Raw genomic sequence first — 21,355 nt, forward strand, 5'->3', positions numbered from 1 at the left:
GTAACCGTGGCCCGCGCCGGCCCATGAGGCGCGCTTCGGGGCAGGGCCCTACAGGTCCCCAGGTCCCGCAGGGCCCCCGGATCATCGGCAGCGTCCGACGCAGTCACGTGGCGAGTACCTTCGGGCCCGGAGCCGTGGTGGACTTCCGGGCGCCGGCTTCTGGCGCGCCACTCTCGGGCCTCGTCACGGGCCTAGAGGAATGGGATAGGGCCGCTCCGAACGGTCGCACAGGTTTGCTGCACTTCCAGAGAACGTACGAGCCCCGGCTGCAGCGCCTCCTCCGTGTGGGCGGGTTCCGGCTTCCTCCCGTCAAGGAGGCCGCAGACGAGTCGTGGACGGACGTGCTCCCGGTGGTGCGGTTTCCCCACTGGCTGATGTGTCCGATCTGCGAGCGCTTGGCCCCCGCCTACGAGTTTTCCTTCGACCCGAACATGCCCGAGCGTCGCTGCGCCAGTTGCTCCCGGGACGCATCTACCACCTATGCTGTCCCGGTCCGCTTCATCGTCGCCTGTGAGAATGGGCACCTGGACGAGTTCCCCTGGACGAGGTGGATAGACTGTAAGTGCGCTTCGCCGCGGCTGGTCCTGAAGACGACGGGGGCGGGTCTCGCTGGCAAGCTCGTGCAATGCATGAATACCGACTGCTCAGGCTCGCCGCGCTCCCTTGAGGGGGCCTTCGGGAAGAGGGCCCTGTCTACACGGGGAATGTGGTGCGCAGGCAAGAGGCCCTGGCTCCCGACTGCGCCGGAGCGGGGTTGCACAATGGCCCCGCAGGTCGTCCAGCGCGGCGCGTCCAGCGTGTACTACTCTGCCATCGAGTCCTCGCTCGACATTCCCCCGTTCTCCCCGAACCTCTCCCAGGTCATCGGCCCCTATGCCGAAGATGTGATGAAGTGCTCCCCGGAGGAATGGCCCGCTTTCATTCGCATCAATCGACTGGAGGAGAAGTCGGGGACGAGCAAGGAGGAACTCCTGCGCACCTTCGAGGAATGGCGCCAGTGGCACGAGGGCAAAGAGGCCGATGCTCCGCTGGAGTGGGCGGAGTACCGGCAGCTCAATCTGTCTGCGCAGGAGCCGGTCGACAAGGGTGAGTTCCAGACGAGACCGGAGCCCGTCCCACAGGAACTCGAGCCTTATATAGACTCCGTTGTCCTGGCACGGCGCCTGCGCGAGGTCCGTGCGCTCGTGGGCTTCAACCGGATCAAGCCGTCCTCGGGACCATTCCGGTCTGATAACAACAGCCGATTGGGATGCATCTCCGTGCAGCCCCCGAAGTGGCTTCCGGCAGTCGAGCTGCGAGGGGAGGGCATCTTCATCCGCTTCTCGGAGAATGCGCTAGAAGCCTGGGAGGGCGAGAAGGTGCGCGCGCGCGCGGGCTGGTTGGCGTCTCGCCGGACAAACCCACACGCGGAGCCCGCCGATGAGGCATTGAGGACGGGGCCGAGGTTCCTCCTGCTGCACTCGTTTGCGCACGCGCTGATGCGTCAGCTCTCCCTCACCTGTGGCTACAGCAGCGCGGCGCTACGCGAGCGCCTCTACGTCGGTAATGATCCGTATGACATGTGCGGCGTATTGATTCACACCGGAAGCGCCGACTCGGAGGGTACCCTTGGAGGACTGGTGCGACAGGGAAAGCAGGCGTTCCTTGAGAACACCATCCGGGAGATGTTGGTCTCCATGGCTTGGTGCTCCTCGGACCCGCTCTGCATCACGTGCGCAGTGACCTTGTCCTCGCCCGACAATCTCTCCGCTTGCCACGCGTGCCTCCTGGTACCGGAGACGTCGTGCCAGCATTTTAACTTGTTACTCGATCGCGCGATGCTTGTCGGCACGCCTGAGGACCCTACGGTTGGTTATTTCAATCCTCTTCTCGCAAAGAGTTCATGATGTGTTCGTGACGTCGCCGAGCCATGCGCTTCCCGAGGGCCACATCAGATATCGCTTCATTGAGGTGCTGGTGGGCGACGCACCTGCGCCGCCCGGGCCTCGGCGTAGTGCATCCGCTCGTCATGGCTTTCAATGTAGGTGACGGCCTCGTGAACAGGTCGTGCATCGCCCACCACCACGTCGCGCTTGTCCGATGCGTGCAACTGATTGGCAATGCGCCAGACGGTTCCCGTCTGGGTGAGCAGCGCAAGCTCCCCCACCGCATGCGAGACGTCCTCGAAGCTGCTGCGGCCGTAGGGCCGCCGGTGCAGGACCCGCGCGCCGGCCTACGCCTCGCGCGAGGTACCCCCTTTGAGCCTCGCCCGCTTCCGTGGACACCCCCGATGTGATGGAAGGGTGTTCGATGTCGGAGCGCGAGAAGAAGAGACGGCAGCGACGTAGCTTCACCCCGGAGTTCAAGTCCGGAGCGGTGAAGTTGGTGCTTGAGGAGGGCAAGTCCGTCGCGGAGGTGGCGCGGGACTTGGACCTGACGGAGACGGCCTTCCGTAAATGGGTAGAGCAGGCCCGGACGGACCGGGGCCAGGGCAAGCCGGGTGCTCTCACCAGCGAGGAGCGGGCGGAACTCTCCCAGCTGCGCAAACGCGTGCGGCAGCTGGAAATGGAGAAGGAGCTACTAAAAAACGCGGCGGCCTTCTTCGCGAAGGAGATGAAGTGAAGTTCCGCTTCATCCACGTGGAGAAGGCCTCCCTGTCAGTCGCATTCCTGTGCCGCCAGTTGGGCGTCTCCCGCTCCGGCTACTACGCCTGGGCGAAGCGGCCCGAGTCCCAGCGCCGACAGCGCGACCGCGAGCTGTCCGTGGAAGTGGCGGCCATTCACCAGCAAAGCCGAGGTACCTACGGCAGCCCCCGTGTCCATGCCGAACTGCGCGCTCGGGGCGCCCGAGTCTCCGCGAAGCGTGTGGCGCGTCTCATGAGGCAGGAGGGCCTGGCGGCCCGCCGGAGGCGCCCCTTCGTGCGGACCACCGACAGCAGCCACGCCCATCCGGTTGCCCCCAACGTGGTGGCCCGGGACTTCCTTCCCCGCTGTTGCTGAGCGAAGTGGTTGATGGAGATCGCGGTCGCGACGAGCGCGCTGGTTGCCGGGAAGGGATGTTGCAGGCCGCGCGGAGTCCAGCAGCGAGCCGGATTCTGGCGCGCCACGCTGCGTGAGGTAGTCCGCGGGGCTCTGAGAGGACGGGGCGCGGCGGTGTTCGCCAGCTCGCGTGCGAGAAAGGTGACCTGGAGCGTGCGCCAACACGCTCACAGGTCGAGCGCCCCGCTCGACGTGTGAGAGAGAAGCGAGGCACCCAAGGAGTCGTACGGACGCGCGTCGGCGTCAAGTCCTGGGCGGCACAGATGCCGTCCGTGTCGGCGGTACGCCCGGCGAGCTGCGCCGCTTGCGGCGCGGCGAGCCGCCCTGTGGGAGCGCCTCTGGGGCTTCATGGGCATGGCAGCCGGAGCCGCCAGGTGCGCGGGCCGCTGGACGCTGGCGCGTCGCCCGTGCTCGTAGAGCTGCGCGTGCGACGCTACCGCTGCCGTGCGTGCGGCGTGTCGCAGACGGTAGTGCCCGCGGAGGTGCTGGGCAGGAAGCTGTATTCGCTCGCGGCCATCGCCTGGGCGCTCGCCCTGTGGGGCCTCGAGTCGCTGCCGGCGGCGGCGGTGCGCAGGCGCGTGAGTCCGTGGGACGTGGTGGGGCCAGGGAGCGCTGGGCGCTGGGATGCCCTCTGCCGCTGGGCCGGGGAGGCCAGGCGCGGGACGCTCCTGTGCTGCGTGCGGCCGGCGCCCGCGGACTGGACGGCGCGAGCGGTGGCCGCACGAGCGGCGACGACAGTCGCCGCCTTTGCGCTCCCGGCGACGGGACCGCCATCGCTGTCCGCCTGTTCGTTCCGGGGAGCCGAGCGCGCTCGCTGAGGGACTTGCTCCGCAGCCATCGGCTCGCCCCGCGCAGAAGTCCGTCCCACCCGACACGCCCTGTCCTCGAAGAGCTGCCTCCGGCGGGACGGTAGGCGTCTGCTCTCCCAAGAGGCCCATGCCGGGATGAGGGGGCGGTACGGGAAGTCCGCGCAAAATGAAGAGCCTCACCCCGAAGTCCCACGCCGAGGCGGTGGCGGTGTTTCGCCACGGAGTCATCGGCGCCCTCACCCAGGCGCAGATGGACCGAGGCCAGCTCGCCTCGGCGCTCGAATCCCTCGCCCAGCAGCGCTTCGTGCCGCCGGGCGCCAAGGCGAGCCACTGCTACTCGGCGGCCACGCTCGAGCGCTGGTACTACGCGTACAAGAAGCGCGGCCTCTCAGGCCTCGCCCCGCGCGGCCGCAGCGACAAGGGCCGCGCCCAGCAGCTCTCGGCGGCCCAGCGCGAGCTGCTGCTCGACATCCGGCGGGAGTACCCGTCCGCGTCCGTGACGCTCATCCTGCGCACGCTCGTCACCGATGGCCGGCTCGAGAAGGACGCCGTCTCGGCGACGACGGTGCGCCGCCTCTTTGCGGAAGCAGGACTCGACCGCGTCGGGATGCGCGACGGCAGCGGCACGAAGACGCGCCTGCGTTGGCAGGCCGAGCGCCCAATGGCCCTGTGGCACGCGGACGTGTGTCACGGGCCTGGACTCACCGTCGGGGGCAAGTCGCTGCCCTTGCGCATCCACGCGCTGCTGGACGACGCGAGTCGGTACGTCGTGGCGTTGGAGGCCCACCACACTGAGCGCGAGGTGGACATGCTTGGCCTCATGGTGCGCGCCCTGCGCAAGCACGGTCTGCCGGACGCTCTCTACCTGGACAATGGCGCCACGTACCGGGGCGAGACGCTCGCCACCGCGTGCGCTCGCATCGGCACGTCGCTCTTGCACGCGCGGCCCTACGACGCCCCCGCCCGCGGGAAGATGGAGCGCTTCTGGCGCACGCTGCGCGAGGGCTGCCTCGACTTCCTCGGGCCCGTCGCCTCGCTGCACGACGTCAATGTCCGCCTCTGCGCCTTCCTCGACGCGCACTACCACGTCACGTCGCACGCTGCCCTCATGGGCGCGACACCGAAAACCGTCTTCGAGGCCACGCCCCGGGCGCCCGATGGCTTCGACGAGGCGAAGCTGCGCGAGGCCCTCACCACCCGCATCCGCCGACGCGTGCGGCGCGACACCACCGTCGCTGTCGATGGTGCCGACTACGAGCTCGACGCAGGCCACCTCGCCGGGCGCCTCGTGCACCTGTGCCGCTGCCTTGTCGACCAGGGTGAGGCTCCCTGGGCCGAATTCGAGGGCAAGCGCTACACCCTCCACCCAGTCGACGCGGTGAAGAACGCGCGCCGCAAGAGGCCGCTGCGTCGGCCTCCCGTCCACGACGAGACGTACCGGCCACACCCCGCGTTTGACCCGCCCCGCGCGCTCCTCGACCGCGCCGTCGGGCGTCCTCCTCGGCATCGCGATGCAGGTGAGTCATGACGCCCGCCTACGTCACCCACTTCGGCTTCTCCGAGGCGCCCTTCTCCAAGGAGATTGCCGACGCGGACCTCTGGCTGCCGGCCTCCAAGACGGACCTCGTCGAGGAACTCTGCGAAGCCGTGCGCGAGCGGCAGAGCGTCATGCTGGTGGGCGAGCCCGGCGTCGGCAAGACGTGCGTCCTGCGCGCGCTCCGCCACCGGCTACCCCAGGCGGGCTTCCGCCTCACCTACTGTCACAACGCCACGCTGGGCCGCCGCGACTTCTACCGCCAGCTGTGTCTTGCCCTCGGGCTCACGCCGTCCGCCACCGCGGCCTCTGTCTTCTACGCCGTGTCCAGCCACGTGAAGGACCTCGGTCGCGAGCGCGTCCACCCCGTCTTCCTCCTCGATGAGGCGCACCTGCTCCACCAGGACGTGCTCGACCACCTCCACATCCTCCTGAACTACCAGTGGGACTCGAAGGCGCTCCTCTCCCTCATCCTCGTCGGCCTGCCCGAGCTCGACTCGCGGCTCGCGATGCGCCGTAACCGCAGCCTCGCCTCCCGCCTCGCACGCCGGCTCACCATCGACGCGCTTCAGCCCGATGACACCGCGGAGTACCTCCGCCTGCGCCTGAAGAACGCGGGCTGCGAGCGAGAACTCTTCGCCTCCGACGCGATGGCGATGCTCCACGAGGCCGCCTCCGGCGCTCACCGCGACATTGACCGGCTCGCGACCACTGCGCTTCGCGAGGCCGCGCGTCGCAAGAAAAAGCTCGTCGAGCGCGACGTACTCGCACGCGTGCTCGACACCGACGCCGCCGCTCTGTAGGCCGGTCCCATCACCGAGCGCGCTCGCTGACGCTCGCGCTCGGTGATGCCCATCAACCAGGCGGATCGCTCGTCCATCAACCAGCTCGCCTCGCAACACCCGCGGCCCCAATCGCACCTGGGCGAGCGACATCACCTATATCTGGACGGCGGAGGGCCGGCTCTACCTGGCCGTCGTGCTCGACCTCTTCAGCCGCCGTGTCGTGGGATGGAGCATGGGCGAGGGAATCGACCGACACCTCGCGTTGGGCGCCCTCAACATGGCCCTCTCCGGGCGTGGAGCCCCTGCGATTCATCACTCCGACAGGGGCTGCCAATACGCCAGCGAGGACTACCGGGAGCGGCTGGCAGCGCACGGAGTCACCTGCTCGATGAGCCGCAAGGGCAACTGCTGGGACAATGCCGTCGTCGAAAGCTTCTTCAGCAGCTTGAAGATGGAGGTCGTCCACACGCGCAGCTTCCGGACGCGAGAAGATGCTCGACGAGCGCTGTTCGATTACCTTGAGGTGTTCTACAATCGAAAGCGTCGTCACTCCTCTCTCGGCTACATCAGCCCTGTGGAATACGAGCGAACGGCTGAGGTGCGAAGGCAGGCAGCGTAGTCAACCTGTCCACCGAAGCGGGTGATGCTCACTTCCATCAGGTATGCCATAGCCCAGGCCGTCTCTGGCAGCCAGCCCTTGCGCACGCAGCCCGCACGCAGGGACACAGCGTCCACCGTGCTGCCATTGCGCACGCCCACCTTCCGGTAGACGCTGCGCTCTACTTTGACGGGCCCCGCTTGTGTCTAGTAACTGGCTGGGTAGCGTCCGATTTGGGCAAAGAGGCGTCCGTCGACTTTGACGTGAGGCGCATCGATGTAGAGCCCTCGAAGCAACCTCCGCACCATATCGCGCTCCACCTCCGAGGCGTTGCTCGCCGCTCGCCGCTCCCATTCGGCGAAGTTCAGCGGCTTGCCGGAGCGAATCGCCGCCAAGCCCGCCTCCGACGCCCGTACCATCTTGCGCACTGCCTCTGCCGACTTCTCGGGTACTTCCACCGTCACCTTGACCATGAAGGCACCTCCCATGGCTCAATCCTCAGACACCCATCTCACTCCGCCGAGGCGCGAATAATCGTCCCCTCGGCCCGCCGTCAGCTCTACCGACACTCAGTTCCAGAACCACACCCGTTCGAGCGCACTGGGGCATGACATCATGTGCTGATTAGGTCGGGTCTGCGTGCTGCCCAGCCACCTCAGTCAGTATGACTTGAGGCGGCTGAGGTGCCCGTCGCATGCTGGATTCTCTACCCGCACTACGCCTTGACCAGCTCCAGCGGCTGGCCTTCGGGGACGTGCTTCATGGACACCGAGTTCATGCAGTAGCGCAGGCCGGTGGGCGGAGGGCCGTCGGGGAAGACGTGGCCCAGGTGCCCGTCGCAGCGCGCACAGCGGACCTCGGTGCGAATCATGCCGTGCGAGACGTCCTGGATTTCCGTCACCGCGTCGGACGCCACCGGCTGCGTGAAGGACGGCCATCCCGTGCCGGACTCGAACTTCGTGCCCGCCTTGAACAGGGGATTGCCGCAGCCCGCGCACACGTAGGTGCCGGGCGTCTTCGTGCCCAGGAAGCACCCGGAGCCAGGCCGCTCGGTGCCGTGGCGGCGGAGGACTTCATACTCCTGGGGGCTCAAGCGCTTGCGCCATTCGTCGTCGCTGAGGGTGAGCTTGTCGACCATGCCTTCCTGCTCCTTGTCCGGGCCCGGACCGGGGCCCACGCGCACATCAGATGCGCATCCTGCCCCAGCGTCGCGCCTGGTGGGCAGCAAGGTGTGAGGGAGCTTGTCCGGCTCTTCGCTTCAGGGCCAGGCGCAATCCGGGAGGCGGCGGCGGGGCGCCGGGGTTCAACGGGAGTGGGAGGGGCGTCATGCCAAGTGAGGAGCGTGCAATGCGGATTGGCGAGCTGATGACCAAGAACCTGGAGACCATCGAAGCGGGCGAGCCCATCCGGGCCGCGGCGCTGAGGATGCGCACGTGCAACATCGGCTCCCTGCCGGTGCTGGAGGGTGGGCAACTGGTGGGCATGCTGACGGACCGGGACATCGCGGTGCGGTCCGCGGCGCTGGGGCAGGACCCGAACACCACGCGCGTGCGCGAGGTGATGACGGCCACGGTCATCACCTGCGACGTGGACGCGACGCTCGAGGTGGCGGAAAAGGTGATGGAGGAGAAGATGGTGCGTCGCCTCGTGGTGGTGGACGGTGAGCGGCGGCCAGTGGGGCTCTTGAGCCTGGACGACCTGGCCACGGTGCCAGAGGAAGTCCTGCATGCGGGCGAGGTGCTGGAGCGGCTCCAGCAGGTCTGAAGCGACGGGGCGCGAGCGGTGCGGTTCACCGCTCGCGCCCTGGTGTCACCCTCAGGCGTCCGGGGCCGGACGGCACGACGCGACGAGCTCCGCCGCGGCGTCCTCCCACGGGACGTCCCGCTGCGCGCCGTCCCGCTGCCGCAGGCGGACGTTGCCCGCGGCCACCTCCCGTGCGCCCGCCACCACCAGCCACGGGACGCCCGCCGCGTGGGCATCCAGGACCTTGCGGGACAGGGATTCACCCCGCCGGTCCACGCTGGCGCGGCAGCCTGCCTCCTGGAGCTTCGCGGCGAAGCGCTCGGCGTAGTCGCCCGCGCCTTCACCCACGGCGGCCACCACCACCTGCTGTGGCGCCAGCCAGGGCGGCAGCGCGCCGCCGTGGTGCTCCAGCAGGACGCCGATGAAGCGCTCCAGGCTGCCGAGCAGGGCGCGGTGAAGCATCACCGGACGGACGCGGGCCCCGGAGGCGTCGACGTAGTGGAGGTCGAAGCGCTCCGGCAGCACGAGGTCCAGCTGGATGGTGCCGCACTGCCACGCGCGTCCCAGCCGGTCCTTCAGGACGAACTCCAGCTTGGGCCCGTAGAAGGCGCCCTCGCCCGGCTGCATGTGGCAGTGGAGCCCCGCTTCCTTCGCGGCCAGGAGGAGCCAGGACTCGGCCTTGTCCCAGAGCTCATCGCGGCCCGCGCGCGACGCGGGCCGGCCGGAGAAGGCCACCTGGACGTCGTCGAAGCCGAAGCCCGCGTAGAAGTCCTTCAGCGAGCGGGCGAAGCGGACGACCTCCGGCACCACCTGCGGCTCGGCGCAGAAGATGTGGCCGTCATCCTGGGTGAACTGCCGCAGGCGGAACAGGCCGTGGAGCGCGCCGCCGGGCTCCGCGCGGTGCACCAGGCCGAACTCGCCCAGGCGCAGCGGCAGGTCGCGGTAGCTGGGCGCCATGCGCTGCACCAGCTCGATGTGGCCGGGGCAGCTCACCGGCTTCACGCCCAGGTGCCGCGCGCCGTCCTCCACCAGGAACATGTTCTCCCGGAAGTTGTCCCAGTGGCCGCTGCGCTCCCACAAGGGCTGTGCGTAGAGCTGTGGGGTGCGGACTTCCTGGTAGCCCTCGCGCCGCATGCGCTGGCGGACGTGCTCCTCCAGCAGCCGGTACAGCAGCAGCCCGCGCGGGTGCCAGAACACCATGCCGGGTGCCTCTTCCTGCAGGTGGAAGAGGTCCAGGCGCTGGCCCAGCGCGCGGTGGTCGTGTTCGTCGAGCATTGCTTCGTCTCCGATTCGGAAGGGTGAAACGCCATCCGGACGGAGCGCTGAGCGAGCGCACGGTTGCCCCGGCCGGAGAAGGCGGGGCAGGGAACCGTGCGTTCGTCAGCTCACCACGTGACGCGCACGGCTCCACGCCCGCCGAAGCGAGTCGTGGTGCCGGTGGTCGTGGTGGTGATGACGAAGCTCACGGCGAAGAAGATGCGAGGGGCGCGGAGAATTGTCAACTCGGCCCCGTGCTGGTGTTGCTACGCCAACAGCGACGCGAGCCCGATGAGGCCGGCGATGAGGAAGAACAGCGACTCACCGGCGATGAGGCCACCGCCCATGAGGGACATGGTGCTCATGTCCTCCGGAAGGGCCTCGCCTTCACCCGGGCTGCCACTCACCGCCGGCTCTCCACGCTTGGAGAACGTGTTCCAGACGGACGTCACGATGCCGCCCGCGCCGAACCACAGCGACACCGGGAACGCCACGAAGCCGCCGAACGACGACGCGTAGGGACTGGGAAGCAGGATGGCGTCCACCGTCCAGCCGACGGCGAAGCCCTGGCGCGAACCCTTCACGTACTGCTGGTAGCGCGCGTTGCCTCGCACCACCTTGCGCAGCAGCTCGTAGACGAAGCCGATGGCCAGTCCGAGGAGCAGGGCATTCACGACGGCCTGCGACAGCGAGCCGAGGTCGCGGATGGCGCCCACCAGCTTGTACGTCATCGCGGAGCCCCACTGGCCTACCTCGGCGTTGGGGTTGTCGAGCTGGTTGATGGTGAGCGCCGGGTAGGCGGTCATGAACACGCGCGCCAGGCCCACGCACAGCAGCGCGCCCATGATGACGCCCAGCACCTGGTAGCGGAACTGGGTGACGCGGTTGGTGCCCAGGCGCCAGCCGGTGGAGCGGTCCTGCTGCATATCGCAGCCCACCGAAGTGGAGATGAGCAGGATGGTGGCGGCCATCATGCCCACCAGTGGGACGCGCAGGCCCATCATGGACATCATCAGCACGGAGATGACGAAGGCGCTGGAGATGGGGTTCTGGTCGGTGATGCCGAACGAGATGCCGTTGATGAGCACGAACAGCAGGGCGAGCAGCATGCCGAAGAGAAGCCAGCCGACGGGCTGATTCAGCACCTGCGTGCCCACCAGCAGCGTCGCGCCGCCCCAGACACCCACCCAGGCCAGCAGCCGGGGGATGTTGACCTTCTTCCAGGACTCCTCCTCTTCGTCCTTCGCCGAGGCCCGTTCGCGGATGCGCTTCGCCGCCTGGACCGCCAGCAGCGACAGGTCCACCGCGGCCGCGCCGCAAATCATCCCGAGGCCGATGACGAAGCCGATTTTGCGGAACGGGTCCTGAGGGCCCAGCCACCCCATCTCACGCAGGGTGGGCACCAGCACCAAGCCGATGACGGCCATCACGATGGCGGGCACGGTGATGCGGCTGCCGACAATCATGCCCGCGCCCAGCGTGGCCGCGCTGGTGCCGATGGAGGCGACGAAGGCCACCTTCTCCGTCATCCACGCCGCCAGGGCGCCCAGCAGGGTGCCGCCGCCCAGCTTGGAGATGGACGCCTTGAGCAGGCGCTTGTCCGTGAGGGCGCGCAGGATGTTGGCCACCGCCAGCCCGGACGGATAGTCGAGCTGGAGCTTGTCCACGAGCAGGGGCGTGTAGAGCATGCCCACGCCCACGGCGAACATGCCCACGCAGCCGACGAAGAGCATCAGTTGCCAGGCCGGAGGCATCTCCATGCCCAGCCACACCATGGACTGGATGAGCACGGACATGGCGCACAGCGAGGCCACTGACGCGGCCATCGTCTGCATGTAGTTGGCGCCGTGCTTGCCCTCCGCGCCGTACCCGTAGGTGACGGCGCTGCCGAGGATGCCGGCCAGCACCTGGCCGCCGACGAAGAAGCCCACGCTGAAGTTCATGTACGAGGCGGCGATGCCGCCCAGGGGCCCCAGGACGAACAGGGCCACCGCGCTCAGCAGCAGGTGGTACTTCCACGTCCCCACGGGGGGCAGCCAGTGGAAGCGACGTTGGGAGGGCTCCGCGAGGGCGCCACCCGAGGACGGGGGAGGGGGCTCCGGGGGGAGCGAGGGGGCTGACAATGACATTCGGAGGCAGAGGGTACCGGCCTTCCACGCTCCTGTCACAACCTGGGCCGTCGGGTGAGGGGGACGGTCCGCCCGCTCGCCAGGACGTTGGAGAAACGCCGCACCGCGCGTGACGCGTGGCAACATCCGCCGCCATGCGATTCACCCTGCACCGGGGCGTCAGCCTGGCCGTGCTCGCCTCGGCCCGGACGGAGGCCGACCACCACGAGGACCTGGGCTGTAGCATCCAGGGCCCCACCGCGCGTCCTGTCCGCCGGGCCTTCCTCCCGCTGAAGCGGCACGTCGCCGCGCTGGGGCGCGAGGGCTCGCTGCACGATGCGGAGGCGCTGGTCCGCTGGCTGGAGGACACCCCCCGCTACGCCGCGCTGTGCGTGGGTAAGCAGCGGCGCATGGGCCGACGCGTGTTGCGTCCCGACGTGCTGTTCCCGGAGGCCACGCGACACCGGCCGCGCGTGCTGCACCTTCGCCAGGAGGAGCTGGGCCTGGATGTGCCCGTGCGTGCGTCCGAGTGGCCCGCCGTGGCGGACTTCTTCGCGGCGCTCGCGCGCGGCGCCACGCGCGCGGAGCTTCGGGCCTTCGCGGCGCTGCCCGTGCTGGCGGAGTTGGTGGCGGACCTGGGGCAGGCGGGCTGGCTCGTGCGCCATGAGGCGCCCGTGGAGGTGCCCGCGCCCGGCGCGCTCTTCGTGGGGCACAACACGGTGCTGGTCGCGGGCCGTGAGGGACGCGTGCTGGTGGACCCGTACTTCCGGCCCGAGGGCGCGGTGGACGCGCCGGGCTATCCGCCGATGCAGCCCCGTGACGTGGGGCGGGTGGACGCGGTGGTCATCACCCATTCACATGGGGACCACTTCCACCTGGGCTCGTTGCTGCAGTTGCCTCGCGACACGCGCATCTTCGTGCCGGCGGTGGCGCGTGAGAGCCTGTTCTCCACGGACTGTGCCCTGCGGCTGGCGCAGCTGGGCTTCACGCGGGTGGAGCCCCTGCGCTGGGGCGAGTCCCGGCTGGTCGGCGACGTCACCGTGAGCGCGCTGCCGTTCTACGGCGAGCAGCCCACGGATGGCGAAGGCCCGTACCCGGACCTCTTCAACGAGGGCAACGCGTGGCTGGTGCGGGCGCCCGATTTCTCCGCGGCGTTCTTCGCGGACTCGGGGCACGACGTGCGCGGGGACATGGCGGCGGTGTGCAGGCGAGTGCGCCGCGAGGCCCCGGTGAATGTGCTCTTCTGCGGCGTCCGAGGCTTCCGGCTGGCGCCCATCTTCTTCGGCTTCACCACGCTGGAGGCGTTCCTGGTCAACGTCCCTCGCGCGATGCTGAGGGCGCCGCAGCGGCTCATGGCCGGGCCGGAGGAGGCGCTGCGTTATGGCGCCTTGCTGGGCGCGCGCTACGTGGTGCCCTGTGCGGATGGTGGGGCGCCCTGGTACTGGCGTGAGGGCATGGGACCTCGCTACGCGGGCTATCCCGGCGAGCCCGTGAGCGGCGCCAGCCACCTGGATGAGAACCCGGACGCGGACCCCTACCCGGAGCGGCTCGCCGAGGTCCGGCGGACGATGAAGGACGGTCCCAAGCCCCTGGTGCTGCGGCCGGGAGAGTCGCTGCGCTGGAAGGGGGCGCGGACGCCGGAGGTGGTGCGCCACCCCGGCTTCGTGTGGCCTTTCGGCGACGCGGCGTGACGTATCCGCCGCGCTCGGGACTCAGCGCGCGGCGAGCCGGGCCCTGCCGCGCACGAGCTGCACCACGTACACCCCGGCGACCACCACGAGGCACACGGTGGCCAGCGTGAGGTACCTGCCGATGAGCTGGTGCTCGCCCCAGTTGTGGGGCATCCCCACGAGCTTGCTGGCGTCGCTCAGGCCCACGCCTTCCGTCTTGCCGAAGGGAATGGCGTTGAAGTCCTTCTTCGACTTCCACCACGTGAGGAAGCCATCCACGAGCGACAGCGCGCCGAGCCCCAGGAAGCCCCAGCGCAGGGCCTGCTTGTGGAGGTAGCTGCCCGCCGGGGCATAGATGGTCAACATCATCACCGTGCCCAGCACCATCATCCCGCCATCGCCGTTGAAGGTGATGAGCATGTCCACCGTTTGCGGCGACAGCAGCAGCGTGCCCACGGCTTGGAGCGCCAGCAGGCTCGCGCCGCAGGCCACCCACAGCCACTGACGGCGCTTCCACCCCCACCACGCCCACGCGCCCAGCACCGCGGAGAGCATCAGCGCGAGGACGTAGGAGCGGCCGAAGATGGCCGTCTTCCACAGCGTGGGGAACGCGGACCGGCCGCAGAACCAGGCCGTCATGGCGTGGCCCAGCTCATGGAACGGCATGGTGATGAGCCGGGCCGCGAAGGCGCTGAAGTTGCCGTTCAGCGCCACGTAGGACACCAGGAGTGCCACGGGGATGGCCCAGGTGCGCAGGCGGTGCTCGAACGCGGCCTCCTCGGCATCGCCGTCCCAGGCGGGCGTCTCCAGTGGCAGCACGTCCGGGCGCAGGTCGGGCGTCGCCAGCCATGCGGGGTCGACGAGCGGCGGCGGTTCCTCGGGCACCCCGGGCGCCACCGTGGAGGCTTCCTCGCGCTGCCGTGCCGCCCGGGCCTCCGCCTTGGCGTAGATGATGCCGCAGCGGGGGCACTCCGGCCCGGCGGCGCGGGGGGACCGGCAGCGGGGGCATGCCTGGGGGGACGAGGCTTCCACGTCAGGCCCACTCTAGGGGGCCGCCGCGTCCGGCGAAAATCGGGGGTGGTACGGAGCGGGGTGGGCTTGACGGCCACGCCAGACTCACCCAAGAGCGCACCATGCCACCGCTGGACACGAAGACACGGGGAAGGACGTCGCGCGGACGCCTGCGCGCGCTGGACGCGTACCTGTGCCGCTTCGAGCGTCTGTTGCTCGAACGCCGTGACGGGCCCTGGGCCCACGCCGTCTTCGTCGACGTGGGCTTCGGCGAGCACCCGTGGACGACGCTGGAGAGCGCCCAGGCCTTTCGCGCGCTCAACCCGGAGCTCGCCGTGGTGGGCGTGGAACTGGACGCGGAGCGCGCGCGGGCGGCACAGGTGGACGCGGATGCCCGCACGTCCTTCCGCGAGGGCGGCTTCGCGCTGCCCCTTCGGCCCGACGAGCCCGCCCGGCTGGTGCGTGCCATGAACCTGCTCCGTCAGGGCCCCCTCGAGCGCGTCCCCGAGGTGCACCGCACCCTGGCCCGCTACCTGCTGCCGTCGGGCCTGCTGGTGGAGGGCAGCGCGGACGCGACGGGCGCGGTGATGTCCGCGCACCTGCTGCGCCGCGGCGTCGGGGATGGCGAGGAGCTGCCGCTGCGCGAAGCGCTCCTGTTCCACACCGACTTCAGCCTCGGCTTCGCGCCCATGCTCTTCCGGGACTGGCTGCCCCGGGACTTGCGCCGCCGGGTACGTCCGGGTGAGCCCATCCATGACTTCTTCTCCGCATGGAGCGCCGCCTGGCAGCAGGCGCGGACCATGGGCCATACGCACCCACCCGATGCGTTTCGTGAAGCCGCACTGGGGCTCTCCGCACGAATGGAGGGAGTGGAGACCGACCCGTGGCTCTTGTCCCAGGGCTACGTTGTTTGGAGGTCCAAGGGGGGTGTCTGTTTTTGACGACAGTGGGCTGCGTCTTTCTCAGAGAAGGAGAGGGCGCAGCCGAGGGAAGCCAAGTGGGGTGGCGTGCGGTTATCCTTCGCGCGACCAGGACTTGAAACGGCACCTCCTCTCCTTCGCGTGAGGCGTGCCGGGAACGCAGCGGGAGAACGACACCGTCATGTTGGAGCAGGCACCCCAGGTTCGAATGGAGGGCCGGCCGTCCGTGCTGCTCTTCTCCGCGGGCTTCTACGGCACGCTCGCGGCCGCGCGTTGCTTCGGACGCAATGGCATTGACGTCACGGTGGCGGACCCCGGCAAGCTGGGGCCCGCGAGCTGGTCTCGCTTCGTGGGCCGCCGCGTGCAGTGTCCTCCGGAGTCCCAGGCCGAGGCCTTCGTCGAGTGGCTGATGGACCTGGGCCGCCGCGAGCCGATGCGGCACGTGCTCTATCCGACGAGCGATGAGCTGGCGTGGCTGGTGTCTGTCCACCGCGAGGCGCTGTCGGAGTATTTCCACCTCTACGACCCGGGCGTCGACGCCGTCTACGGCCTGCTCAACAAGCGCAAGCTCTTCGAGGCGGGCCAGGCGGTGGGCCTGAAGCTGCCGCGCACCTGGTTCCCCGAATCGGAAGCGGACCTGGACGTGGTGTCCCGCGAGGCGCGCTTCCCGGTCCTCATCAAGCCCACCACGCAGATTCTCTACTCCACCCACCGCAAGGGGCAGCCGGTGCAGGCGCCCGAGCAGCTCGCGGAGGAGTACCGCGCCTTCTCTCGGGACGGGTACGCGCCCATGCTGGTGCGCTTCGACCCCGCGGTGTCGCGCCCCATGGTGCAGGAGTTCCACCCGGAGGCGGCGGAGGGCATCTACAGCCTCTCCGGCTTCGTGGACGAGACGGGCGAGCTGTTCGAGGTGCGCGGCGCCATGAAGGTGCTCCAGCGTCCGCGGCGGCTGGGCGTGGGCGTGTGCTTTGAATCCGCTCCGGTGCGCGAGGAGCTGGCCGCGGGGCTCCAGCGTCTGTGCAAGCGCCTGGGCTACCACGGCGTCTTCGAGGTGGAGTTCATCCAGACGAAGGACGACTTCCTCCTCATCGACTTCAACCCCCGCTACTACGGGCAGATGGGCTTCGACATCGCCCGGGGCCTGCCGCTGCCGCTGCTGGCCTACCACGCCGCGCTGGGGGACCGGGACGCCCTGCGCCGCGAGCTGCGGGCCGCGCGTGACTGGCGCGGCAACGGCGAGGTGTTCTGCAACCGCATCGCGCTGGAGATGCTGCTCAACCTCCAGCGGCTGTCCGGCGCGTTGCCGGAGGACGAGGCCCGCCAGTGGCGGAGCTGGCTGGCGTCACACCGGGACGTGGCGGTGGACCCGCTCATCGACTCGGATGACCTGATGCCCACCGCGGTGGAGGTGGCGCAGATTCTCTACGGCTCCGCGCGCCACCCCCGGGCCTTCATCCGGATGATGGTGCTCAACCGGTGAGCGCGGCGCGGCTGTCCAGCGCGTCGAACGTCACCAGGTCATCGAACGTCTCCGCGCGCCGCAGCAGCCGCTCCTTCCCGTCCTCCAGCGCGATGATGGCCGGCTGGGGATAGGAGAAGGACGTGGCGAAGGGCACGAAGTAGGCGCCCGCGTCCATGATGGCCAGCGTGTCTCCCACGCGCAGGTCGGGCAGCCGCTTCGCGTGGTAGAGCGTGTCGCCCGGCGTGCAGATGGGGCCCACCACCGTATAGATTTTGTCGGCCGGCGCGTCCGGCCGGTTCACGTGGAAGAGCTGGTGGTACTCGTTGCGCACGCACTCGGCATGGTTGATGCCAGCGTCGAGCACCGCCCACGTCCTGTCTTCCCCCGCCTTGAGCGCGTGCACGCGGCCCAGCAGCAGCTGCGTGTCGCCCGTCATGGCGCGGCCCGGCTCCAGGAAGATGCGGGGACGCTGGCGGCCGCGCCGCGCGTAGTGCGTCTCCACCATCTCCACCGCCAGCGCCACGTAGCGGTCGATGGACAACGACGCCGCCGGGTCGGGCGCGGGCACGTCGCGGAAGAACGTGAGGTTGAGGCGCCAGTCGCGCTCGGCGATGTGCTCGACGGTGGGCGTGTTGAGGCTGCCGCCCAAATCGAGCACCTCCAAATCCAACCCCAGCTCCTGGTGCAGCGTGTCCGTGAAGTCGAGCACCGACTCCACGAAGGCCGTGAAGTCGCCCTCCGTGCGGAGTGTCTCCCCACGGTGCGCGTGCAGGCCCACCACGTCCAGGTGCTTCGACGCGCGCGCCTGCTGGTAGGCCCGCAGCGCGGCGCCTCCCGCGATGGGCGTGCCGAACTGCGCGGACCAGCCGCTGTTCGTCGTCACTCGCACGGCGACGCGCGGGCGGCGGTCCAGCTCCGCGGCCAGGCGGGCGAAGACGGCAATCTCCTCCGCGTGGTTGGCGGCCAGCAGCTGGATGCCCCGGGAGATGGCCTCGCGCACGGAGGCCTCCGACTTCACCGGGCCGTTGTAGACGATGCGCTCCGGGGGCACGCCCAGCTTCAGCGCCAGCCACATCTCGTAGGCGGAGATGACCTCCGCGCCCACGCCCAGGCCGTGCAGGAAGGACAGCACGCCGGGCACCGGGTTCGTCTTGTACGAGTAATAGACTTCACAGCCGCCCGTGCGCCCCGGCGGCACCGCCAGGAAGCGCTCCGCGTTGCGGCGCAGCGCCGCCATGTGCACCACGTGCAGCGGCGAGCCCCAGCGCTCCACCAGCTGCGCCAGCGGGACGCCCTCCAGGCTCAGGCCCTGGCCGGGCACGTCCCGCAGGCCCCAGTGCGAGGCGGGAATGTGGTTGCGTGCGGGGGCCATGGCCCGCTGGAGCACCGGGCGCAGCGTCTGCTTCACCTGGCGCCTGGCCGTCCCGAGAAGCCGGCTCTTGAGGCTCATGACACGCGGCCCTGGTTGCGCAGGCGCAGCGGCAGACGGCGGGCGACCTCGAAGGGCAGCACCCGCAGGGCGGCCTGCATGAGGCGGTACTCCAGCATGCCGTTCGTCTTGCGGTACTTGCCGTGAATCATCTCGTTGGACTGCACCACCAGCGTGCCGTCCTTGCCCAGGTTGTGCATCAGTGAAGGCCGGCCGGTGCGGTAGTGCAGGATGGGCCGGTTGACGTACACGTGGCCGAACGCGCGGATGCCGCGCAGGTAGAAGTCCACGTCCTCGTAGACGGGGATGCTGGCGTCGAAGCCGCCCAGCGGGGCGAAGTGCTCGCGGCGCACCATGCACGCGGAGTTCACATACAGCGTGCCGCGGAAGAGGATGTGGGCCACCGTCCACGCGCTGTTGGGAGTGCTGGCGCCCACCTGGGCCGCCCACTCGAAGTAGGTGCTCTTGTCCTTGAGCCAGTCCGCGTCGTCGCCGAAGGGCACCACCCAGCCCACCGCCACGCCCGCGTCCGGCCGCGCGTCCAGCGCGCTCACCATGGCGTGAAGCGCGCCCTCGGCGAGCATGTCGTCGTCATCCAGGAAGTGCAGGTATCGGCCGCGGGCCAGCGTGGCGCCGTGGTTGCGCACCACGGCTGGGCGGCCCTTCGACGGCGGGTCATTCACCAGGTAGCGGACCCGTTCGTCCTTCAGTCCTTCCACCGCCTCGCGTGCCGTGCCCTCGGGCGTGTCGTCCAGGACGAGGACCTCGACGTTCACCCCTTCCTGGCGGAGGACCGAGCGGATGGCCTCCACCACTTCCTTCTCCCGCTTGTGGGTGGGCATCACCACCGAGACGTCAATGACGGACATAGCGGACTTATACGCGTTGGCGGCCACGCCTGAGAAGCCGCCCGCCCGCGCGCCACCCCGTCACATCAGTAGCTCGCGAACTCCAGGTCGAAATCCACTCCAAGCGCCTCTTCCGGGTCGCACTCGACCTGTGCCCGGACCGCCGCAAGTAGGACAGGAATGTCCGAATTCTGGCGATTCCCACTCGGACGGGAGGGGGGTGTGGTGCTCACGACCACCCAGTCATGGCTGCCAGTGGCCGCACGGACCTGCCTGTCCGCTCGACCGGAATCCCAGTGCGACAGGCGGTTCAGCGAGGGCTGCGTGCGGTGGCGGGCCATGGTCATCCTCCTGCCTCGACTCCGCGAGGCTGGCCGTTGGTTGTGCAGACGTCATGCCAGCCCGCCAGCTGGGCAGACGGGTGTGCCGCGGACGACGCGTTTCCCTCTGAGAAGCGGGTGTCTGCCCGGAAGCGGAGGCTTCGAGACACCGGGTCAGACTTGACGCCGGACAGCGGGCACGACAGGAACAGGCCACACATGGCGTTCCTCCTGGCACACGAAGTCGAGCCGCCCCGGGCCTGCAGCTACCTGCCGGAGCGGCAGGCCTCGCTCGAAAACCTCGTGCTGGAGGACGTCACGCCGGAGGAGTACGAGCACCTGCTGGTGAGAGGCTGGCGCCGCTTCGGGTTGGTGTACTTCCGGCCCGCCTGCGTGGACTGCCATGCCTGCGTGTCATTGCGCATCCCCGTGGAGGGCTTCCAGCCCAACCGCAGCCAGCGCCGGGCGCGTGCCGCGTGCGCGCATCTGCGCGTGGAGGTGGGGCCGCCGCGTGTGGATGACGCGCGCCTGGCGCTGTATCGCCAGTGGCATTCGGAGCGCGAGGCCGCGCGCGAGTGGGCGCCGTCACCCATCACCGTGCGCGAGTACTCGCTCCAGTTCTCCTACCCGCACCCGTCCGCGCGCGAGGTGGCGTGGTACGACGACGGCGCGGAGGGCGGATCCAGGCTGGTGGGCGTGGGCATCTGCGACGAGACGCCGCGCGCCTGGAGCGCCGTGTATTTCTTCTACGACCCCGCATATGCGCACCTGTCGCTGGGCACGGCCAACGTGCTGCACCAGGTGGCACTGGCGAAGGCGCGGGGCATCCCCCACGTCTACCTGGGCTACCGCGTGCTGGCCTGCGCGTCCCTGCGCTACAAGGGCGCCTTCCGTCCGCACGAGCTGCTGGAGGAGCGGCCCGCGCTGGACGCGGCGCCTCACTGGGTGGCACCGCCCGAGGAGGCTTGAGGCAGGGCCTGGAGCGCCGCGCCGAAGTGCTGGAGCAGCCGGCGCGCGTATTCCTCCGGCGCCACACGCGCGTACTGGCCATGGCCCGCGCCCTCGACGACCCAGAGTGACTTGGGTTCGCACGCGGCCTGGAAGAGGCTGGCCTGGAGCTTCGCGGGCGCGTCCGGGTCCACGTCGCCGTTGATCAGCAGCAGCGGCCGGCCGCCCAGCCGGCACATCCCGTCAATGGGGCGCACCGCGTCCACCGTCACGCCCGCGCGGCGCAGGGTCCACAGCACCGGCTCCGCGCTCAGCGCACCCCAGCGGCCATAGCCGGCGTAGATGTCCGCCTCCAGCGCGGGATAGGCCCCCGCGGCGGCCACCGCCTTCACCCGCGCGTCCTCGCTGGCGACCAGGAGCGACGTGGTGCCACCCATGGAGAAGCCGAAGAGGCCCAACCGTCCCGGGTCCACGTCCGGGCGCCGTGAGATGAAATCCAGCGCGGCCGTCACGTCGCGCCGCTCCCGGTCTCCCCACGTCACCGTGTCGCCGCCGCTCTCGCCGTGCGCGCGCAAATCAAAGAGCAACACTCCGTAGCCCGCGCCCGCGAGCGTCCGGGCCTCGAAGAGCAGCTGCGCGCGGTTGTCCGCGAAACCGTGCACCAGCACCACCGCGGCGCGGTTGCGTGAAGGCACGTACCAGCCCTTGAGCGGCACCCCGTCGGACGTGGTGAAGGCCACGTCCTCCAGCGGCGACAACACCGGCTCCGCCGGGGGACGTGTCACCGGAATGGGCCGCGGATGCAGCAAGCCCTGGCCGATGCGATGACCGTTGACCCCGAGGTATCCCGCCGCGGCGAGCAACACGCAGAGGGGCGCCAACGCCATGAGACAGCG

Annotated in this window: 17 protein-coding genes and 3 pseudogenes; 11 read left to right on the top strand and 9 right to left on the bottom strand. The window is 69.6% G+C overall.

Annotated elements, in window-relative coordinates:
- Nucleotides 1-23 precede the first annotated feature (23 nt).
- Complete coding sequence (gene drmB / locus BHS09_RS39320) at nt 24-1,886, top strand: DUF1998 domain-containing protein (RefSeq protein WP_237080325.1); 1,863 nt, start codon at nt 24-26, stop codon at nt 1,884-1,886.
- 89 nt (nt 1,887-1,975) lie between these two features.
- On the opposite strand, the pseudogene BHS09_RS11470 reads toward drmB, so the two are convergent.
- Nucleotides 1,976-2,140 (bottom strand): annotated as a pseudogene (locus BHS09_RS11470) (ISKra4-like element ISMfu2 family transposase); the annotation flags it as partial.
- A gap of 149 nt (nt 2,141-2,289) precedes the next feature.
- On the opposite strand from BHS09_RS11470, the pseudogene BHS09_RS39325 reads away from it, so the two are divergent.
- From BHS09_RS39325 to BHS09_RS11500, 5 genes and pseudogenes are all read left to right on the top strand, one after another.
- Nucleotides 2,290-2,969: pseudogene (locus BHS09_RS39325) on the top strand (IS3 family transposase); the annotation flags it as partial.
- A 422-nt stretch (nt 2,970-3,391) separates the two neighbouring features.
- Complete coding sequence (locus tag BHS09_RS11485) at nt 3,392-3,835, top strand: hypothetical protein (protein ID WP_316564164.1); 444 nt, start codon at nt 3,392-3,394, stop codon at nt 3,833-3,835.
- 157 nt (nt 3,836-3,992) lie between these two features.
- The gene (locus tag BHS09_RS11490) at nt 3,993-5,354 is read left to right on the top strand and encodes a DDE-type integrase/transposase/recombinase (RefSeq protein WP_237080326.1); all 1,362 of its coding nucleotides are present in this window, start codon (nt 3,993-3,995) and stop codon (nt 5,352-5,354) included.
- Entirely contained in the window at nt 5,351-6,163 is an 813-nt protein-coding gene (locus tag BHS09_RS11495) for an ExeA family protein (protein ID WP_140797898.1), read from the top strand. Before BHS09_RS11490 ends, BHS09_RS11495 begins: the two co-directional genes overlap by 4 nt.
- A 100-nt stretch (nt 6,164-6,263) precedes the next feature.
- A pseudogene (locus BHS09_RS11500) lies at nt 6,264-6,764 on the top strand (IS3 family transposase); the annotation flags it as partial.
- A 185-nt stretch (nt 6,765-6,949) separates the two neighbouring features.
- On the opposite strand, the gene BHS09_RS11505 reads toward BHS09_RS11500, so the two are convergent.
- The gene (locus tag BHS09_RS11505) at nt 6,950-7,216 is read right to left on the bottom strand and encodes a hypothetical protein (RefSeq protein ID WP_140797899.1); all 267 of its coding nucleotides are present in this window, start codon (nt 7,214-7,216) and stop codon (nt 6,950-6,952) included.
- Nucleotides 7,217-7,458: 242 nt separating this feature from the next.
- Complete coding sequence (gene msrB, locus BHS09_RS11510) at nt 7,459-7,881, bottom strand: peptide-methionine (R)-S-oxide reductase MsrB (RefSeq protein ID WP_140789643.1); 423 nt, start codon at nt 7,879-7,881, stop codon at nt 7,459-7,461.
- Between the two features lie 188 nt (nt 7,882-8,069).
- Here msrB and BHS09_RS11515 point away from each other — a divergent pair, with 188 nt between their 5' ends.
- On the top strand, nt 8,070-8,507 hold the full coding sequence (locus BHS09_RS11515) for a CBS domain-containing protein (RefSeq protein ID WP_237080327.1): 438 nt from the start codon (nt 8,070-8,072) through the stop codon (nt 8,505-8,507).
- Between the two features lie 51 nt (nt 8,508-8,558).
- Here the strand turns inward: BHS09_RS11515 and thrS are convergent, their stop codons facing one another.
- A complete protein-coding gene (gene thrS / locus BHS09_RS11520) occupies nt 8,559-9,761 on the bottom strand; it encodes a threonine--tRNA ligase (protein WP_140797900.1) in 1,203 nt (400 codons plus the stop codon).
- Nucleotides 9,762-10,009: 248 nt separating this feature from the next.
- Nucleotides 10,010-11,770: an OPT/YSL family transporter gene (locus BHS09_RS11525; protein ID WP_174258727.1), complete on the bottom strand. Its 1,761-nt coding sequence runs from the start codon at nt 11,768-11,770 to the stop codon at nt 10,010-10,012.
- 236 nt (nt 11,771-12,006) lie between these two features.
- Between BHS09_RS11525 and BHS09_RS11530 the strand changes: the two genes are divergently transcribed.
- Complete coding sequence (locus tag BHS09_RS11530) at nt 12,007-13,542, top strand: MBL fold metallo-hydrolase (RefSeq protein WP_174260521.1); 1,536 nt, start codon at nt 12,007-12,009, stop codon at nt 13,540-13,542.
- A gap of 21 nt (nt 13,543-13,563) precedes the next feature.
- On the opposite strand, the gene BHS09_RS11535 is transcribed toward BHS09_RS11530, so the two are convergent.
- Nucleotides 13,564-14,553: a hypothetical protein gene (locus tag BHS09_RS11535; protein ID WP_140797903.1), complete on the bottom strand. Its 990-nt coding sequence runs from the start codon at nt 14,551-14,553 to the stop codon at nt 13,564-13,566.
- A gap of 101 nt (nt 14,554-14,654) precedes the next feature.
- Between BHS09_RS11535 and BHS09_RS11540 the strand changes: the two genes are divergently transcribed.
- Nucleotides 14,655-15,473 carry a methylase gene (locus tag BHS09_RS11540; protein ID WP_140797904.1) on the top strand — a complete coding sequence of 273 codons (819 nt, stop codon included), beginning with the start codon at nt 14,655-14,657 and terminating at the stop codon, nt 15,471-15,473.
- A gap of 160 nt (nt 15,474-15,633) precedes the next feature.
- Complete coding sequence (locus tag BHS09_RS11545; protein WP_140796421.1) at nt 15,634-16,932, top strand: carboxylate--amine ligase; 1,299 nt, start codon at nt 15,634-15,636, stop codon at nt 16,930-16,932.
- Here the strand turns inward: BHS09_RS11545 and BHS09_RS11550 are convergent.
- Nucleotides 16,922-18,364, bottom strand: a complete 1,443-nt coding sequence (locus tag BHS09_RS11550) for a type III PLP-dependent enzyme domain-containing protein (RefSeq protein ID WP_140797905.1) — start codon at nt 18,362-18,364, stop codon at nt 16,922-16,924. The two genes, BHS09_RS11545 and BHS09_RS11550, sit on opposite strands and share 11 nt — an antisense overlap.
- Entirely contained in the window at nt 18,361-19,212 is an 852-nt protein-coding gene (locus BHS09_RS11555; protein WP_174258729.1) for a glycosyltransferase family 2 protein, read from the bottom strand. Before BHS09_RS11555 ends, BHS09_RS11550 begins: the two co-directional genes overlap by 4 nt.
- A gap of 518 nt (nt 19,213-19,730) precedes the next feature.
- Here BHS09_RS11555 and BHS09_RS11565 point away from each other — a divergent pair.
- Nucleotides 19,731-20,480: an arginyltransferase gene (locus BHS09_RS11565; RefSeq protein WP_140789660.1), complete on the top strand. Its 750-nt coding sequence runs from the start codon at nt 19,731-19,733 to the stop codon at nt 20,478-20,480.
- Here BHS09_RS11565 and BHS09_RS11570 read toward each other — a convergent pair.
- Nucleotides 20,450-21,346, bottom strand: coding sequence for an alpha/beta hydrolase (locus BHS09_RS11570; RefSeq protein ID WP_140789662.1), 897 nt, complete (start codon nt 21,344-21,346; stop codon nt 20,450-20,452). The genes BHS09_RS11565 and BHS09_RS11570 overlap by 31 nt on opposite strands.
- Nucleotides 21,347-21,355: the final 9 nt, after the last annotated feature.

The sequence above is a fragment of the Myxococcus xanthus genome, from assembly GCF_006402735.1.
In the GTDB taxonomy this organism is placed as follows: Bacteria; Myxococcota; Myxococcia; order Myxococcales; family Myxococcaceae; genus Myxococcus; species Myxococcus xanthus_A.